This window comes from Streptosporangium sp. NPDC000239, from assembly GCF_040300765.1.
GTDB lineage: Bacteria > Actinomycetota > Actinomycetes > Streptosporangiales > Streptosporangiaceae > Streptosporangium.
Map to the genome: position 1 here is coordinate 298,565 of NZ_JBEPEI010000004.1, position 15,899 is coordinate 314,463.

At 69.0% G+C, this 15,899-nt stretch carries 15 protein-coding genes and 1 tRNA gene; 2 read left to right on the forward strand and 14 right to left on the reverse strand.

Features of this window, described 5'->3' with window-relative positions:
• Positions 1-171: 171 nt before the first annotated feature.
• Entirely contained in the window at positions 172-627 is a 456-nt protein-coding gene (locus ABT340_RS13640) for a GatB/YqeY domain-containing protein (RefSeq protein WP_352011023.1), read from the reverse strand.
• 80 nt (positions 628-707) lie between these two features.
• On the opposite strand from ABT340_RS13640, the gene ABT340_RS13645 reads away from it, so the two are divergent.
• Both ABT340_RS13645 and ABT340_RS13650 read left to right on the forward strand, forming a co-directional pair.
• The gene (locus ABT340_RS13645; RefSeq protein ID WP_352011024.1) at positions 708-1,631 is read left to right on the forward strand and encodes a metallophosphoesterase; all 924 of its coding nucleotides are present in this window, start codon (positions 708-710) and stop codon (positions 1,629-1,631) included.
• A 32-nt stretch (positions 1,632-1,663) separates the two neighbouring features.
• Positions 1,664-1,737 (forward strand) — tRNA-Pro (locus ABT340_RS13650).
• Between the two features lie 613 nt (positions 1,738-2,350).
• Here the strand turns inward: ABT340_RS13650 and ABT340_RS13655 are convergent.
• The 13 genes from ABT340_RS13655 to ABT340_RS13715 all read right to left on the reverse strand — a co-directional run bounded on the left by ABT340_RS13655 (position 2,351) and on the right by ABT340_RS13715 (position 15,860).
• Complete coding sequence (locus ABT340_RS13655) at positions 2,351-3,175, reverse strand: SDR family NAD(P)-dependent oxidoreductase (RefSeq protein ID WP_352011025.1); 825 nt, start codon at positions 3,173-3,175, stop codon at positions 2,351-2,353.
• Between the two features lie 206 nt (positions 3,176-3,381).
• On the reverse strand, positions 3,382-5,205 hold the full coding sequence (locus tag ABT340_RS13660; protein WP_352011026.1) for an AfsR/SARP family transcriptional regulator: 1,824 nt from the start codon (positions 5,203-5,205) through the stop codon (positions 3,382-3,384).
• Between the two features lie 171 nt (positions 5,206-5,376).
• Positions 5,377-6,054: a hypothetical protein gene (locus ABT340_RS13665; RefSeq protein ID WP_352011027.1), complete on the reverse strand. Its 678-nt coding sequence runs from the start codon at positions 6,052-6,054 to the stop codon at positions 5,377-5,379.
• Between the two features lie 583 nt (positions 6,055-6,637).
• Complete coding sequence (locus ABT340_RS13670) at positions 6,638-6,925, reverse strand: hypothetical protein (RefSeq protein WP_352011028.1); 288 nt, start codon at positions 6,923-6,925, stop codon at positions 6,638-6,640.
• 4 nt (positions 6,926-6,929) lie between these two features.
• Positions 6,930-7,580: an antibiotic biosynthesis monooxygenase gene (locus ABT340_RS13675; RefSeq protein WP_352011029.1), complete on the reverse strand. Its 651-nt coding sequence runs from the start codon at positions 7,578-7,580 to the stop codon at positions 6,930-6,932.
• A gap of 162 nt (positions 7,581-7,742) precedes the next feature.
• A complete protein-coding gene (locus ABT340_RS13680; RefSeq protein WP_352011030.1) occupies positions 7,743-8,999 on the reverse strand; it encodes an MFS transporter in 1,257 nt (418 codons plus the stop codon).
• Positions 9,000-9,018: 19 nt separating this feature from the next.
• Complete coding sequence (locus ABT340_RS13685; RefSeq protein ID WP_352011031.1) at positions 9,019-9,243, reverse strand: acyl-CoA carboxylase subunit epsilon; 225 nt, start codon at positions 9,241-9,243, stop codon at positions 9,019-9,021.
• A gap of 11 nt (positions 9,244-9,254) precedes the next feature.
• Positions 9,255-10,826 (reverse strand): acyl-CoA carboxylase subunit beta, encoded by a 1,572-nt coding sequence (locus ABT340_RS13690; RefSeq protein ID WP_352011032.1) that lies wholly within the window; start codon positions 10,824-10,826, stop codon positions 9,255-9,257.
• An 83-nt stretch (positions 10,827-10,909) separates the two neighbouring features.
• On the reverse strand, positions 10,910-11,671 hold the full coding sequence (locus ABT340_RS13695) for an SDR family oxidoreductase (protein WP_352011033.1): 762 nt from the start codon (positions 11,669-11,671) through the stop codon (positions 10,910-10,912).
• Between the two features lie 97 nt (positions 11,672-11,768).
• Positions 11,769-13,733 (reverse strand): SDR family oxidoreductase, encoded by a 1,965-nt coding sequence (locus ABT340_RS13700; RefSeq protein WP_352011034.1) that lies wholly within the window; start codon positions 13,731-13,733, stop codon positions 11,769-11,771.
• A gap of 15 nt (positions 13,734-13,748) precedes the next feature.
• Entirely contained in the window at positions 13,749-14,696 is a 948-nt protein-coding gene (locus ABT340_RS13705) for an aromatase/cyclase (protein WP_352011035.1), read from the reverse strand.
• A gap of 41 nt (positions 14,697-14,737) precedes the next feature.
• Positions 14,738-15,523 carry a 3-oxoacyl-ACP reductase FabG gene (fabG, locus tag ABT340_RS13710; protein ID WP_352011036.1) on the reverse strand — a complete coding sequence of 262 codons (786 nt, stop codon included), beginning with the start codon at positions 15,521-15,523 and terminating at the stop codon, positions 14,738-14,740.
• 64 nt (positions 15,524-15,587) lie between these two features.
• A complete protein-coding gene (locus ABT340_RS13715; protein ID WP_352011037.1) occupies positions 15,588-15,860 on the reverse strand; it encodes an acyl carrier protein in 273 nt (90 codons plus the stop codon).
• Positions 15,861-15,899: the final 39 nt, after the last annotated feature.

Genomic DNA, 15,899 nt, shown 5'->3' on the forward strand with positions numbered 1-15,899 from the left:
CCCCTCCCCGATCGGGGAGGGGCTCCGGCCATGTCGTGGACTTCCAAGCCCGCCGTACAGCTTCCGTACTGGCCGACGCTCAGCGCGTGCTCTCAGTGCGCGTCCCAGCCCGCGCTCTCAGCCCGCGCTCTTCAGCCTGCGCTCCCAGCCCCGTGCTCCCGGCCCGCGCTCTCAGCGCGCCAGACGGCTCCGTACGGCCTGCGCGACCCTGCCGCCCTCGGCCCGGCCCGCGACCTTGGGGGTCAGGACCTTCATGACCTGCCCCATGGCCTGCGGCCCCGAGGCCCCGCTCTCCGTGACGGCCTCCTCGACCAGCGCCGCGAGCTCCTCGTCGGACAGCTGGGCGGGGAGGTACTCCTCAAGGACGGCCTGCTCGTCCACCTCGGCCTGGGCCTGCTCGGTACGGCCGGCGCCGCTGAACGCCTCCGCCGCCTCACGGCGCTTCTTGGCCTCCTTGGTCAGCACCTTGACGATCTCCTCGTCGGAGAGCTCGCGGGCGGCCTTGCCCGAGACCTCCTCGACGTTCACGGCCGCCAGGGCCATGCGGATCGTACGGGTGCGGACCTCATCCCTGCTCTTCATGGAGGCCGTGAGGTCGGCCTTCAACTTGTCCTTCAATGCGCTCATGCGGTCCATCTTGCCGTCTTAACCGCCTCGTTGTATCGCAGGTTTCCTGCGGGGGGTCGTTCGTCGGGCATGATGAGAAGGTGAGGAAAGCAGCCGCGGTGCCCCTGTCCCTGATCGGTCTCGGCCTGACCGGCCTCGCCTACGCCTCGGTCGTCGAGCGCAACACCTTCCGCCTGCGGCGTTTCGACGTGCCCGTTCTCGAACCCGGCCAGCGGCCCGTGCGTGTCCTGCACCTGTCCGACCTGCACCTCACCCCTGGCAGGCGGATGCTCATCAACTGGGTCCGCTCGCTGGGCACCCTCAAGCCCGACCTGGTGGTCAACACCGGCGACTCCATCGCGCACCCCGACGCCGTCGGCCCTCTCATGCACGCCCTCGAACCACTGCTGTCACGCCCAGGCCTGTTCGTCTACGGCTCCAACGACATGTACGCGCCGATCTTCAAGAACCCCGTGCGCTACCTGTGGCGTACCTCGAAGGGCGACCACGGCAGGAAGATCCCCTCCCTGCCCTGGGAGGAACTGGGCACCGCCATGTCCGACGAGGGCTGGCTGAACATGAACAACACCACCGCCCGCCTCAAGGTCGGTGACCTCGACGTGGCCGTCGGCGGCATCAACGACTCCCACATCAACCTCGACCGCTACGACGAGATCGCCGGACCCGCCCCGGCGGAGGCCGATCTCCGTCTGGGCGTGATGCACTCCCCCGAGCCCCGCAACATGTCCCGCTTCGCCGACGACGGCTACCAGCTGCTGCTCGCAGGCCACACCCACGGCGGCCAGGTCTGCGTGCCGTTCTACGGCGCCCTGGTCACCAACTGCGGCATCGACAGGGCCCGGGTCAAGGGGCTGAGCAGGCACGAGTCCGCCTTCCTCCACGTCTCGGCGGGACTGGGCACCAGCCCCTTCTCCCCCGTGCGTTTCTCCTGTTTCCCCGAGGCCAGCCTGCTGACCCTGGTGCCCCGCCCCAGAGGTGACGCAAGCACGCGCGAAGTCCGCTAGACTTTCCGAAGCACGAGCAAAACGGCGTGCACCGGGGTGTAGCGCAGCTTGGCAGCGCGCTTCGTTCGGGACGAAGAGGTCGTGGGTTCAAATCCCGCCACCCCGACAGTGTTTGGCCAGATCAAGGGCCTGATTCGTTAAGCGGATCGGGTCCTTTTTCTGTTTCCGGGAGAAATACGGGAGGCGATCTTTGCTTCCTCCTGTCAGGCCGTGAGCTCACGGTCCGGGGACGGCGCCCGTGACGGCGGCCGACCTCAAACTCCTGGGAGGACGTCTCCCACGGCCCCTGCTCGGCCCCAGGAGGAAGACCCGTGTTTCCTCGGCGTGGACCGTTCAGGTCCTCACGGTCTGTTCGATCCTTGGCGGCTCGTACACGGACCCGCCTGGCCGCCGAGGTTCGTGCCGTCCGGAGATCCACGGCCGAACAGCCGTAACCGGGCCGGTCCGGTGGCAGGGCCGCGTGACGGCACGAAGTGGTCAGGAGGAGCGGGGAGGCCGCAGGATCGGCCCGGCCGTGGAAGACCGCCATGAGACGCCGGTCACGGGAGGGGCCACCTCGTCGGCGTCGGGTTCGACGTCGCGGACGAGGCCTTCCACGGGGGGCGACCAACGTGGGCCGAGACAGTGGACCGCCTCCGGGACCGGCCTGGTCCCGGGACGAACCATGTGGTGCGGCGCGCGTGCCCGTCGCTCGACGCGTCGGCCCGACCGGCGTTCCGTCAGCGCGACAGCAGCTCGCGGGTCACCTCGTCGAGTCTCCTGGCATGCCGCGGCTCGAAGGACTCTCCCACAAGATCCATCCTCCGTCCTTCCACGAAGGCGCTCAGCGGTTCGGCCGGAGGATTGTCGATGGTCGCGATGATCGGCTTTATCCCCGCCTCGACCGGCTTCGCGCTTCTCTTCATCGCCTCGACGTGGAACCTCGTCATCTCGTCATATTCTCCGGAGAAACCGGTCGACACGCTGCCGGGGTTGAAAAGCACATATCTGATCGGCCCGGATCCGTATCTCTCCGCGAAGGAGACCCCCAGCAGGTCGTTCGCCTTTCCGCCCTGCATCTGCGCGGCCAGACCGTCATAGTTCCGCTCGAACCCGAGGTCGTCCCACTGGATCTCCCCCATCGGGGAGCCCGGTCCCGCGACGTTCATGATGACCGGTCTCTCCCCCTTCTCCAGAAGGCCGCGCAGATCGTGGCCGAGCAAGAACCGGCTCAGGTAGAAGAGCGCGAAGGTGTACTCGAACCCCTCGGCCGTCTCCCGGCGCTCCGAGAGGAAGTGCCGTGCGCACAGGACGAGTACGTCCACCGCGGGAAGCCTCTCACCGATCTCGCGGACCACCCTGCGGTTCTCACTCACCAGGCTCAGGTCCGCCCGCACGAAATGGGCTCGCCCGCCTGCGCCGATCTCCCTGGCAGCGGAGAGGAAGGACTCCCCCTTCCTCTCGTCGCGCCCGATGACGACGACCTCGTCGCCCCGCTCCAGGAATGCGGCACCCATTCCCCTCCCCATCCCGTCACTGCCCCCCTGAATAACGATTCTTTTCACATTTGTCCTTTCGAATGGTGTGATTCCCGGCTGATTTTACGTCGAGACGGACCTGGCATCGCAAAGAACAAAGAAAATCTCCGAGCACGGTTTTCCAGGTGGATGACAAATCCATCTCCAAGATGGGACGGAAACGGAGGAGAAAGAAAAGCGGCGGCTCCGTCCAGGCGGGTGACGGAGTGGGCGGCGGTCCCCGCGACTCCTCCTCACCGTGATCGGGCGGCCTGCGCGGAAACCAGGGACAGGCGGTCCTCCCCGTCGAATGCGAAATCCCCCACAGAGGCACTCCATGGCCGGTCCGCCCAGGTGGACAGCATCAACCGCAGCAGCCCGGGAACCTCCAGCACCGGACCGTCGTGACGGTCGCGCACCTTCAGCGAGTGGGACGCGAGGAGGGACTCCACCAGACGACCGAACTCCCTGGCGTACGGCCCCGGCCGTCCCGCCTCGTTCCAGAGGTCGACCTCCCGCACCGGCCCGGGAAGCCGGGACAGGGTGGACAGCAGGCGCCGCTCCGCGGCGGGGAGCCGCAGATACGCTTCTCTGAGCCTTCGCAGGCAGTCGTTCCGCGGCCCCTGGAGCAGCGCCAGCCGCTCGGTGTGGTCGCGCGCCCGGCGGAGCACCTCGTGCAGGAAAAGGTGCGGCCGGGCCCTGAGCCGCTCTCCCAGTGCGACCAGGGCCAGCGGCGATCCCTCGTACAGCCGTACCAGTTCCATGGCGGCCGCCCGCTCCCGCGCGACGCGTTGGGCACCGATGACGGAGCTGAGAAGTACCACTCCTTCGTGGTCGGACATGCCCTCAAGCGGGACGTGGGTGACGGCGCCGGGTAAGCCCTCCAGTCGCCAGCGTGAGGTGACGATCACCGCGCAGCCCGGACTGTTCGGTATGAGGGGAAGCACCTGCCCGCAGGAGTGGGCGTCGTCGAGCATCACCAACATGCGCCGTTCCGACGTCCAGCTGCGGAAGAGCCGCGCCATGTCCTCCGTCGACTCGGGCAGGTGCCGTTCGAGGTATCCGGCCGACAGAAGCAGCGACGTGAGCGCGTCCCGGACGGGCACCGGGGTGCTGTCCGGACGGTGCAGTGTGGTGAAGAGCTGGCCGTCGGGATACCGGCGGCGCAGGCAGTGGGACGCCTCGACCGCCGTCACCGTCTTACCCACTCCCACACCGCCCGCCACGAGCACGATGCGCACCGTCGACGGGCCGCTGGAGGCCGCGGCGGCTGGCCGGACGGCGCGTACGATGTCCGCGACCTCGCGACTGTGCGCGGTGAAGCCGGGTGTCCTGGCCGGCAGCTCCGCCGGAGGTTTCTGGGGCGGCCCGCCGACGACGCGCACCCTCGGCCTCTCCAACGACACCTGGCCCTCCAGGATGCGGCGTTGCAGATCCCTCAGTTGTGGGGAGGGTTCCAGACCGAGTTCGTTCGCCGTCGTGGTCCGCAGCCGTCTGTAGGCGTCGAGTGCCACGTGCTGCCGTCCGGAATGGGCCGCCGCGCGCATGAGCTGCCCGCAGATCACCTCGTTCAGCGGATGACTGATCACCAGGCCGCTCAGCTCGGTCAGCAACTCACGGTGCCGCCCCAGTGCCATGTCGGCCTCGATCCGCTGTTCCAGAGCGTGCATCCGCAGCTCTTCCAGCCTGGCCTGCTGGGCCATGAGCAGCACCCCGGTCTCCACGTCCTCGAAGGGCCGCCCACGCCACAGCGCGAGCGCCCTTCGATAACTGTCCGAGGCCGCCTCGACATCTCCCCCGCCCAGCTCGGAGAACCCCGCTTCGCACAGTTTCTGGAAACACCAGAGGTCGAACCGGTCCTCTTCCGGCCGGATCCGGTAACCATGCTGTCCGGTCTCTATGGGAGGCTTTCCCTCCATGTTCTTCCGCAGCGCCTTGCGCACGGAGTAGATGTACGTCTGTACGGTCTTGCGGGCGAGTTTCGGGGGCCTTTCCCCCCAGAGCTCCTCTATCAGGGTCTCGACCGAGACCGTCTGCCCGGCGTGGGCGAGCAGCAGCGAGAGCACTCGGCGGCCCATCGGGGACATGGGATCAAGGAGCCCCCGCTCTCCACGCACCTCCAATGGGCCAAGAATGGCGAAGTACATGATGACCCCCGTTCATCAGCCGGCATTCATGACGTTTCCACGGCGTCCAGCGTGCTTTCCTGGACGGAGAAGGACCGCCACGGCACCCCATCGGCAATCAGGTCACGGGCCCGTGAGCGTCAGCGCGTGCGTGTAGCGCGCTCCCGCGTCGCCACCGCCCGCCTGGTCGAGCAACGGCTGGATCACCTCCTCGATGTGTTCGGCCGCCTCTTTCTCCGAGGCCCACTCAGAGAGCACGAAGACGCCACCGTCGCCCAGACCCACATGGAAGTTGGCCGCGATCGCACCGGGATAGGCGCGTTCCTCTCCCTCGACCTCCTCCTCCGAGGCCAGCAGATCGTCGATCCAACGACACGCGGCGTCCTCGCCGGGCATCGGGAAGACCGCGGCGGGGAAACATTCGGGGACCGGTTCGGGTTCGGTGATCGCCCCACCTCTCACGACCCGGTACAACCGGTACGGCACGGCGCCGAGGGAGTGAGCCCCCTCAACGCCCAGGTAGGGGCCCTCCTGCGGTCCGTCCCCCTCCTCCCGCAGGGCGTTCAGCGCGGCCTCCCTGGACGACCACTGCGCGTACGTGAGCACGGAGTCTCCGTCGGTGCTCACGTAACAGCTGAAGGAGAGGAGTTCCGCGGGCCAGGGGCGGGACCGCCGATGGGCGGCCGTCGCGTCCACGACGGCGCCCTGTCCATCGGCTCCGCCGACGGATATCACCTCCACGCACACCGCGGCGGCGTCCGGACGGTCGATGACGGGAAGACTGTCAGCGGTACGGAACATTCTTGACCCCTTATCAAGGATTTTTCGGCCGCGCCGCACCCGGTGATCCGGCGCGACATGTCATACCGTTGAATGCGCGGACAGGAAATCTTTAAGGAGAGCGAGGTCCCGTTACCAGGGAATCGCCGAAGCGGCCACATTATTTCGGCTCATGCATTCGGTGCCGTCTAAGAGACTGTTCGCGACCTCATTGCCATTCTTCATCCTCCCGCACGGCGGGAGTAGCCCCCTGCGGGCGCCCGAACGGGTTTCATTCGCCCCTACACCCGAGCGCCCCAAACGGGTAGGCCGACCGTCCGCGCCGGACGCGTCACGCGTATCATCCGCAAGAAAGGGAATCACTCCGCACGGCGAGCCCGCAGACAACCCCTGGCCTGCGCGTTCGCCACCTTCACCCGGGTGGGGAAAACCACGACGGCACGTCCGTCGGAATGTGTTCGCGAAACGATCAGGAAACGTTTCCCGTCACCCTAAGTCAATTAGGGGCTACGATACACAGTCGGGTGCGAGCGCTCAAGGCGCCTCTTCTCACGACCATGTCGAAAAATGCGGCGGAACAGGCCCGAAGTGCGGAACCGTCTTTTCACGCCTCGTTCTGCGCCCCGGCCCGCCGGGTCCGCCGTACGGGCTCCTCCGGGGGGACCGCCTGCCCGTGCTCGCCGCCCGGATCGAGGCCACCGCCGTCGTCGTGGTCCGACGTGGCGACACCGGAGAGTCCTGTGTGCCCCTCCGCGATCCGGCCCGCGGGTGTCCCGCCGCCCGCGGGCCGATGCCGTCGAGGGCGTCGCGGCTGGAACGGCCTCGCGGTTCCGCCCTCCCGGCCCTTGACGAGGCGCTCAGGACCGGGAGAGCGCCGGACGCCCTCGTGCACGGCTCTACGCCTGTCTATCGAATCCTCGGTAGAGGTGGTAGCGCTTGAACCCGATGGGCCGTACGCCGGGAATGTCGTCACTGACGCTCCTGGTCGTGACCCGTGCCGCGCTGTCGAGGAACGCCGTGTGCGTCTCGTCGGACGTCCACTCCGCGTAGTTGAGGACCCGGGTGGCGTCGGTGCTCACGTGGAAGTTCGCTGAGAGCATTCCGGGGGATCGGCCCGCCCGCGTCCTCTCCAGCGCGTCGGTCAGGGAGTCGATGACCCTGTCCTGCCGTTCGGCGCCGTCGACGTCGAACGTCGCGACGACCATGCATCCGGGGGTCCCCGCCGCCCCCCGCGGCACCACGCTCCCCCGCAGGCGGTACTCCACCGCTCCGGCGTTGGCGGCTCCGTGCAGGGAGGCGACGAACGGCCGGTACACCGCCGCGTCGGAGCACTGCGCGTAGGTCAGTACGGTGTCCTCCTCGACGCTGAGGTAACAACTGAAGGAGAGAACGCCGACGGGCCACGGCGTGCCGCTCCACTGCTCGACGTGCTGCTGCAGTACCTCGATCGCCGCCTGCCGGGTCGGCACGTACCGTTGTCCGACGAAGACGGCCCGCGCGTCCGTGCGGCGAACGTCCGGCATGCGCGCGGAGGTGAGCCGGGTCATTCCGCCTTCCCTTCGAGGAAAGCCAGGCGGTGTCCATGGGGAACAACCGTTCGCGGGGTTTCTCGCCGCACGGTGGAGCTCCCCTCGTCATGGGCGGCGACGCCGGGACTGACGGGCCCCTCCCGGACGCCGCCGACGGTCACGACGAGGTCGGCAGGACGATCAATCATGAACAGGGCCTCCCATGTGTTCTCCGGGGCGCCGTAACGCGCCCCCGCGTAGTCCGGCGAGCGCCGCCAGCAGGCCCAGTGCCCCGGCGGCGGCGATCGCCAGCGTCGCCGCCCGGGGGGTGGGCCGAACGGTCACCAACACCGCGACGAGCGGCAACATCACGGCGGCGCCGAGTTGGACCCCGGTCTGGTAGAGCGGAACCGCCAGCCCCCGTTCTGCGGGCCGGATCCCCGCCGTGGCCTGCATGTTCAGCGCGGCGAAGGAGAGGACGAACCCGGTCTCGACCAGCAGCAGCGTCGGCAGTGTCCCGGACCAGTACGGCCTCGTCTCCGGCGACAGAAGGTAGAGCGCGTAGCCGAGAAGCGAAGTGGAGGCACCCGCCGTTATCAGCTTCTCCGTTCCGAAACGGGCGGTCAGACGCCCGGCGAACGGCACCGTCACCGCCAGTGGCACGCAGGCGGGCAACAGCGCCAGGGCACACCGCCAGGGGGACCATCCCAGCCTCTGCTGAAGATCGAAGGTGACCATCAGGAGCAGGCTGACGTAGCCCCCGTTGAGCGTGGCCGCGCCGATCGTCGCGTTACGCAGCCGTCCGTCGCGGAGCAGCGACGGCTTCACCCAGGTCACGCGTCTCCCCTCGCCGGGTTCCTCCGTCATGGTCCGTGCCGCGAGGAGGAGCAGCACCAGTGCGACCGGGGCAGGGAAGAGGAAGGTCCACCGCCAGTTCACGGCGAGGAAGGCCGCGGAGAGCAGCAGACCCGCGGTGAACCCGACGGCGCCGAACAGGGCGTAGACGGAGACGGCCCTGCGCCGCCTCGGCCCCTCTTCGAAGGTGGTGGCGATGACGGCCAGACCGGTGGGCGCGGTCAACGCGGCACACACCCCCTTGACGACCCGGCTCGCGACGAGAAGGGCCTCGCTGTCCGCCGTACCGCCGGCCACCGAGGCGACGACGAACAGCAGCATGGCCCCGAGATAGGCGCGGCGCCGCCCCAGGCGGGCGCAGATCCAGGGCCCCAGGACGAGCAGAGCCGCGAAGCCGAGGGCGAATCCGCTCATCAGCCACTGCGCCTCCGGCAGCGACATGCCCAGGGCGCCGCCGATGGTGGGCAGCGCGAGGAGCACCACGGACACCTCGACGGCGTCCAGGAGCATGTTCCCCGACAGGACGAGCAGCAGGACCCATTGGCGTGCCCCCCGGGGGTCCGGGACGGTGAGGGAACCCCGTGTCGTGCGGTCCGCCGTCACCGTCCCACCGTTCCGGCCGTCATGTGCCGTCCCTTCGCCAGGATCGTGGGTCTTCGAAGACGGCCGTCCGTTCCGGCCTGCGCCAGCGGGCGTTCGCCTCGGCTCCCGGGGGGAGGCCGTCGCGTGGAAGATCACGTTTACGGCGCGCGCAGGCGAGCAGCACGGCCGTGATCGCGGTCAGTTCCTCCGCGGTCGGGCGCCCCCTCCTCACCCGCAGCAGGGTCCGGTCATGAGGTTCGCTCATCGGTTGACTCCTCACTGTGGCGGGTTGCCGTGTTTACGGCGGGGCAGGTCACGGTCCTTGGCGCGGAGCATGGCGAGCGAGCGGGCCAGCGCCGAACGCGTCTCCCGTGGATCGATGACGTCGTCGACGAGACCGCGTTCGGCCGCGTAGTAGGGATGCACCAGCTCCCTCCTGTACTCCTCGATCTTCTGCCTGCGCACCGCGTCGGGGTCGTCGGCCGCCGCGATCTCTCTCCGGAAGACCACGTTGGCGGCGGCGTCCGCCCCCATGACCGCGATCTCGTTCCCCGGCCAGGCGAACGCGACGTCCACACCGATCGACCGGGAGTCCATGACGATGTACGCCCCGCCGTACGCCTTGCGCAGCACCACGGAGACGCGCGGCACAGTCGCGTTGCAGTACGCGTACAGCAGTTTCGCGCCGTGCCTGATGATGCCCCCGTGTTCCTGCTCCACGCCGGGGAGGAAGCCCGGCACGTCGACCAGGGTGATGAGCGGAATGTTGAAGGCATCGCAGAACTGGACGAAACGTGCGCCCTTCTCCGACGCCCTGATGTCCAGCACACCGGCCGTCACCGACGGCTGGTTGGCGACGACGCCCACGACGTGGCCGTCCAGCCGGGCGAGCGAGCACACCAGGTTGGGCGCCCAGATGGCGTGCACCTCCATGTGCTCACCGTCGTCGACGATCTCCTCGATCACCTGGCGGATGTCGTAGGAGCGGTTGCCCTCCGCCGGGACCAGGTCCACCAGCGCCTCGCACACCCGGTCGGCCGGGTCTCCCCCGGCTCCGACCGGCGCCAGCTCACGGTTGTTCGAGGGCAGCAGGGACAGGAGGTAGCGCACCTCGTCCAGACAGGTCTCCTCGTCGTCGTAGACGAAATGGGCCACGCCGGAGGTGCCCCCGTGGACGTCCGCCCCGCCCAGCCCTTCGTGGGAGATCTCCTCCCCCGTGACCGTCTGGACCACGTCCGGCCCGGTGACGAACATCTGGGAGACACCGCGGACGGCGAAAACGAAGTCGGTCAGCGCGGGTGAGTACGAGGCGCCCCCGGCGCACGGCCCCAGCATCACGCTGATCTGCGGGATGACACCCGAGGCCCGGGTGTTGCGGCTGAAGATGCCACCGTAACCGGCGAGCGCGGAGACTCCCTCCTGGATGCGTGCCCCCGCTCCGTCATTGAGCGAGACGAGCGGCGCCCCGGCCGCGACGGCCATGTCCATGATCTTGTGGATCTTCTGCGCGTGCGCCTCCCCCAGCGCTCCGCCGAAGATGCGGAAGTCATGGGCGTAGACGAAGGTCGTGCGGCCGTCGACCGTACCCCAGCCTGTCACGACGCCGTCGGTGTACGGACGTTTCGCTTCCAGCCCGAAGCCGGTGGCGCGGTGGCGCCGCAACGGTTCGACCTCCACGAAACTCCCCTTGTCGAGCAGGAGGTCGATGCGTTCACGGGCGGTCAGTTTGCCCTTGGCGTGCTGCCGTCGCGTGGCTTCGCCGTCCGGCCCTTGGCGGGCGAGCTCCCTCACCTTCCCCAGTTCCCGCAACGGGTCAGGTGCCGGAGGAGCCTGGTGTGCGGCCTTCATCGGCGTTCACTCCTTTCCTACGTCGCCGCCCAGAGCCCTGAGAAAGCCCGTGGTCCCTGGGCTCCTGGAAGAGCACGAGGCCGTCACCAGGCCAGCTCCCGGCCGGTGTCCGAGCCGTCCTCCCCCAGGAACACGGCTGTGGGGCCGTCGTCGCCGAGGGTCGCCAGGAGCACGGGAACGCGCGCGCCCTGTTCCGGCGTCAGATGTCCTCGGTGACCGTTGATGTCGGTCGCCACGAAACCCGGGGAGACGGCGTTGACGAGGATCCCCTCCCCCCGCAGTTCGTTGGCGTAGGTGACGGTGAGGGCGTTCAGCGCGGCCTTCGACGTGTTGTACTCCAGCAACGCCGGGAAGACCCCCTCGGCGAACACCCCCGTCGGGTCGTGCCGGGCGGCCGCGTGGGTGAGGGAGCCGAGGACGCTGCTGACGTTCACGATCCGAGCGGCTTGCGAGCGGCGCAGCAGCGGCAGCATCGCGTTGGTGACGGCGATGACACCGAAGACGTTCGTCTCGTACGTCCGCCGCACCTCGTCGAGGGAGACCTCGCTGGGGGCGCTCACCGAACCGCCGACGCCCGCGTTGTTCACCAGGACGTCGAGGCGGTGGGACTCCTCGTCGATGTGCTTGGCCGCCAGGAGAGCCGAGGCCTCGTCCGTGACGTCGAGGCGTACGAACCGTGCGTCCAGCCCGTCCGCGCGCAGGTCGCGCTCGGCCGTCCGGCCCCGTTCGCCGTCACGGACGCCCAGGTAGACACGCATCCCCAGCTCTCCGAGGCGGCGGGCGACGGCGTGTCCGATGCCCTTGTTCGCCCCTGTGACGAGTGCGACGCGAGGCGTGCTGGACATGTGCGACCTTCTTCCTGTCTGGCTTCCTGTCTGGCTTCCTGTCTCGATGCCGGAGACTCCGACGGGCCGGTCTCCCGGCCGGGAGACCGCAGGGCGCTCATCGGAGCAGGGTTCCGCCGCTGACGTCGAGGAACGCGCCGGTGATCCATCGCGCCTCGTCGGTGGCGAGGAAGGTCACCACGTCGGCGACGTCACCGGCCTCGCCCACCCGGTTGAAAACCGACAGACCGGCCATCTGCTCCACCGCCTCGGGAACGTCGAAGATCGGCCCGCCGTTGTCGGTGATGCCGGGCGCCACGGTGTTCACCGTGATCCCGCGCGGACCCAGATGCTTCGCGAAGTGCAGCGTGACCTGTTCGAGGGCGCCCTTGGTCATCGCGTAGGCGACCTGGCCGGGGTTGGCGAACCGGGTGAGCCCGGAGGAGATGTTGATGACACGGCCTCCGGACGGCATGTTGGTCAGCACACGCTGCACGATGAGGAACGGGGCCTTGGCGTTCACCTCGAAGTACCGGTCGAGCTGCTCCTGTGTGACGTCCTCAGGGGAGAAGCCGTCCATGCCGGTGACCGCGGCGTTGTTCACGAGGATGTCGAGCGTGGCCTTTCCCGTGCGTTCCTTCAGCCCCTGTTCCAGGCCGGTGAAGAGGGTGTGCACGGCGCCGGGGGTGCCCAGCTCCGCGCGGACCGTGAAAGCCCGGCCCCCCTCCTTCTCGATCGTGGTGACGGTCTCCAGCGCCGCCTGTTCGTTGACGGCGTAGTGCACGGCGACCAGCGCCCCCTCGCGAGCGAGCCGTACCGCTATGGCCCGGCCGATGCCCCGGCTTGACCCGGTGACAAGCGCCGTCTTGCCGGCGAGCCTGTTCATGATGGAACTCCCGTGTGTCGAGAAAGGGTGGGTGATGTCACGCTCCGCCGTACGGGACTCCGCCCGGTCGTCCAGGCCGCTGATCATCCGGGCCAGATGACGGCGGACGACTCCCATCCGCAGCAGCCGGCCGAAGACCTCCCGCATGCCGTCCACCTCAGGCCCGCCGAACAACAGGAGGGCCTGGGCCTGGATGTTGGCCAGCGTCCGGGCGCCGACCGGGTGGCGCTCGCGGTGGTAACCGTCCAGTACGCCGTCGTCGGCCCGGCCGGTGACGCACGCGGCCAGCCTCGGTCCCAGGTCGGCCGCGTCCTGCAGGCCGAGGTTCAGCGCCTGACCACCGACGGGCATCTGGATGTGGGCGGCGTCACCGGCCAGCAGGACACGTTCCCTTCGGTACCGGGTGACCTGTCGGCAGGTGTCGTCGAAGCCGTTCAGCCAGACCGGGGTGCCTCCCGCGAGGTCCTCACCCGTCACCCGTTCCCAGGCCGCCCTGACGTCCGCGAAGTCCGTTTCCCTTGGGTGGGGGCGCGGGACGCGGGTGCGGTCGTGGACCATGAGGCGAGTGGTCCCGTCGGCGCGGCGGTACGCCGTGGCGGTGCCGTACGGGAAGCGCTGGAGGCGGCGGGCGGGGATGTCCACTCCCAGCACATCGGCTCGCAGCATCTCCCGGGTGGCGTCCCGCCCGGCCGTCTCGAAGCCCGCCAGCTCGCGTACGGTGCTCCGCTCCCCGTCGCATCCCACGACGTATCCGGCGGTGTGACCGTGTGTTCTCCCGTCGGCGTCGACGGAGACGACCTGCACCCGGTCCCGCCACTGGGTCAGCGCGGTGACCGTGTGCCCACGGCGCACCTCGGCCCCCAGGCCCACGGCCCACTCCTGCAGGACCGGCTCAAGCCGGCTCTGCAGGCACTCCCACTGACCCGCGTGGGGGTTCTCCGGGTCCGCCTCCCTCAGGTCGAGCGGGATCCCGCCGAAGTGGCCGCGCCCCGCGTCCGGCACGGCGCCCAGCCTGTGGAGGATGCCGCGCTCGGCGAAGACCTCCATGGTCCGCGCGTGGAGTATCGACGCCCGGGATTCGAGGGTCGGCTCGCTCAGCCGCTCCAGTACGACCACCCGGGCGCCGCCCGCGCTCAGGTCGCCGGCGAGCATCAGCCCGACCGGGCCCGCGCCTACGACGATGACGTCCGCGTCCACTGGGCACACCGGCGTTCAGCGCCGTGCTTCGGCGAACTCTTTGGCGTGCCGGAGCGTGGCCCTGCTGTTGGCTCCGAGAGCCTCCCGCAGGAACGCGCGCGCCTCGGGAACGCCCGCGTCCGGCCCCAGGACCGCGGCGATCTTTTCGGTGTTGACCATCACCGTGTGCCGTGAGGTCACGACGGTGGTCCCGTCGTCGTCCTCGGCGAAATCCCAGTAGCCGGTGTGCAGCGTCATCAGGGCCGGAAGCGTGGTCTGTTTGTAGGCGATCCCGCGATGAGGGAAACAGATCCTGATCGACTCGGTGGTGTGCGTGGAGCCGTCCTTCGCGACGGTGTCCATACGCAGGGTCTGGATGCCCGGTGTGTCCTCCGTCAGCCGTACGGCGGACACGTGCGGCAGCCGTTCGGTCCACAGCCGGGCCTCGTTGATGAAGTCGTAGGCGTCCTTGGCCGAGCCGTTGATCCGGACGCCGTCCTCGAACGAGAGCGTGAGTTCGGCGGACCGGGCGGCGAGTTCCAGGTTCTCCCGCAGGGCGGGCAGCTCCGCCCTGCTGTTGCGGTCCACCGCCTCGTCGATCCACCTCAGCCCCTCGGGGTCGTCGTCGACGGCCCGGTAGGCGTGCAGCAGACGGACCTCGCACCCCCCGTCGCCGCGCGGCTCGATGATCCAGGTGCCGCTCATCTCGGCGACGGGCGGGGCCGAGACCTCCTGCCAGAAGGTGATGCGGAGCCTGTCCGGCTCAAGCCTGCGGCGTGACGTCCAGTTCTTGACCTCGCCGTTTGCCGTGGCCCAGATTCGGATGCGCTCTTCGTCGCGGTTCTTCTCCACGTAGTCCACGTACACCGACGGCGGGAAGAGCCTGGGCCAGTTCTCCACCTCCGCGAGAAGGCGGTATGCCTCCGCGGCGGGGGCGGAGACGGTGATGGTGTGTTCGACCTCGCGGGACACGCTCTCGGTCATGTTCCTCTCCTTGGTCGCCATGGGGCGCGGTGCCGCCGTGATCAGAAGTTGCCCAGGCCGCCGCAGACGTTGAGCGCCTGGGAGGTGATCGAGGCCGCGGCGTCGGAGACCAGGTAGCCGACCAGGCCGGCGACCTCCTCCGGGGTCGAGTAGCGTCCCAGCGGGATCTTGGCGGTGAACTTCGCCAGGATCTCCTCCTCGCTGGTCTTGTACGCGGCGGCGTATCCCTGACGGACCCGCTGGGCCATCGGGGTCTCCACGTAGCCGGGGCACACGGCGTTCACGGTGATGCCGGTCGGCGCGAGCTCGTTGCCCAGGGCCTTGGTGAAACCGACGACGCCGTGCTTCGAGGCGGAGTACGGCGCCCCCAGCACGACGCCCTGTTTGCCGGCGGTCGAGGCTATGTTGACGATGCGGCCCCTGGCCTTGTCCCGCATCCCGCCGGTCGTGAGCACTTCCCGCGTCACGCGGAAGACACTGTTGAGGTTGGTGTCGATCACGTCGTGCCACAGCCCGTCGTCGATCTCGGCGGTGATCCCGCCCCCGCTGCGGCCCGCGTTGTTCACCAGGACGTCGACGGTCCCGAAACGGTCGACGGCGGCCCGGACCAGGTCGCGGACGTCGTCCGTCGACCGTACGTCGGCCGCCCTGCCGTCCACCTCGAACCCCTCGTTCCTGAGGTCCTTGACCGTCCGCAGGACGGCCTCCTCAGTGCGCGCGCACAGGAACACACGGCAGCCCGTACCGGCCAGCAGGCGGGCGACGGCCAGGCCGATGCCGCTGGTGGCGCCGGTCACGATCGCGGTCTTGGGTGCGTCTTGCGTCATGGCTTCTCTCCTGGGAGTGGGTCGGAGACGCGCGGCGCACGGATCTGGCCGCGGTGCGAGCCGGTCATCGGGTACGGCCGGTCGGGAGTTGCTCGTTGACCAGGTCGATCAGCGCGCGAGGGGTACGGACCTCACCGAGGGCCTCGTCATCGAGCCTGATCCCGTATTCGCGCTCTATCCGGCTGCCCGTCTCCAGCAGCGCGATGGACTCGTATCCCAGTTCGTCGAACTGCCTGTCGAGAATGTCGTTGTCGAGATCGACGGCCTCGTCGGCTCCCGCTCCTTCACGCAGGATCCGCCTGAGGTCGTCGACACCGAAGGGACTTGCGGTCGGCATGGCTGTCCTTTCTTCGCAACGTTGTGCGGGTCTGAGGGC

Bases quoted from the DNA above. Each gene is read 5' to 3' on its own strand.
- ABT340_RS13675 (WP_352011029.1), bottom strand. From the start codon at position 7,580: ATGACCCGGCTCACCTCCGCGCGCATGCCGGACGTTCGCCGCACGGAC.
- ABT340_RS13705 (WP_352011035.1), bottom strand. From the start codon at position 14,696: ATGACCGAGAGCGTGTCCCGCGAGGTCGAACACACCATCACCGTCTCC.
- ABT340_RS13690 (WP_352011032.1), bottom strand. From the start codon at position 10,826: ATGAAGGCCGCACACCAGGCTCCTCCGGCACCTGACCCGTTGCGGGAA.
- ABT340_RS13685 (WP_352011031.1), bottom strand. From the start codon at position 9,243: ATGAGCGAACCTCATGACCGGACCCTGCTGCGGGTGAGGAGGGGGCGC.
- ABT340_RS13665 (WP_352011027.1), bottom strand. From the start codon at position 6,054: ATGTTCCGTACCGCTGACAGTCTTCCCGTCATCGACCGTCCGGACGCC.
- fabG (WP_352011036.1), bottom strand. From the start codon at position 15,523: ATGACGCAAGACGCACCCAAGACCGCGATCGTGACCGGCGCCACCAGC.
- ABT340_RS13640 (WP_352011023.1), bottom strand. From the start codon at position 627: ATGAGCGCATTGAAGGACAAGTTGAAGGCCGACCTCACGGCCTCCATG.
- ABT340_RS13695 (WP_352011033.1), bottom strand. From the start codon at position 11,671: ATGTCCAGCACGCCTCGCGTCGCACTCGTCACAGGGGCGAACAAGGGC.
- ABT340_RS13660 (WP_352011026.1), bottom strand. From the start codon at position 5,205: ATGGGCCGCCGAGTGCTCTCGCTGCTGCTCGCCCACGCCGGGCAGACG.
- ABT340_RS13715 (WP_352011037.1), bottom strand. From the start codon at position 15,860: ATGCCGACCGCAAGTCCCTTCGGTGTCGACGACCTCAGGCGGATCCTG.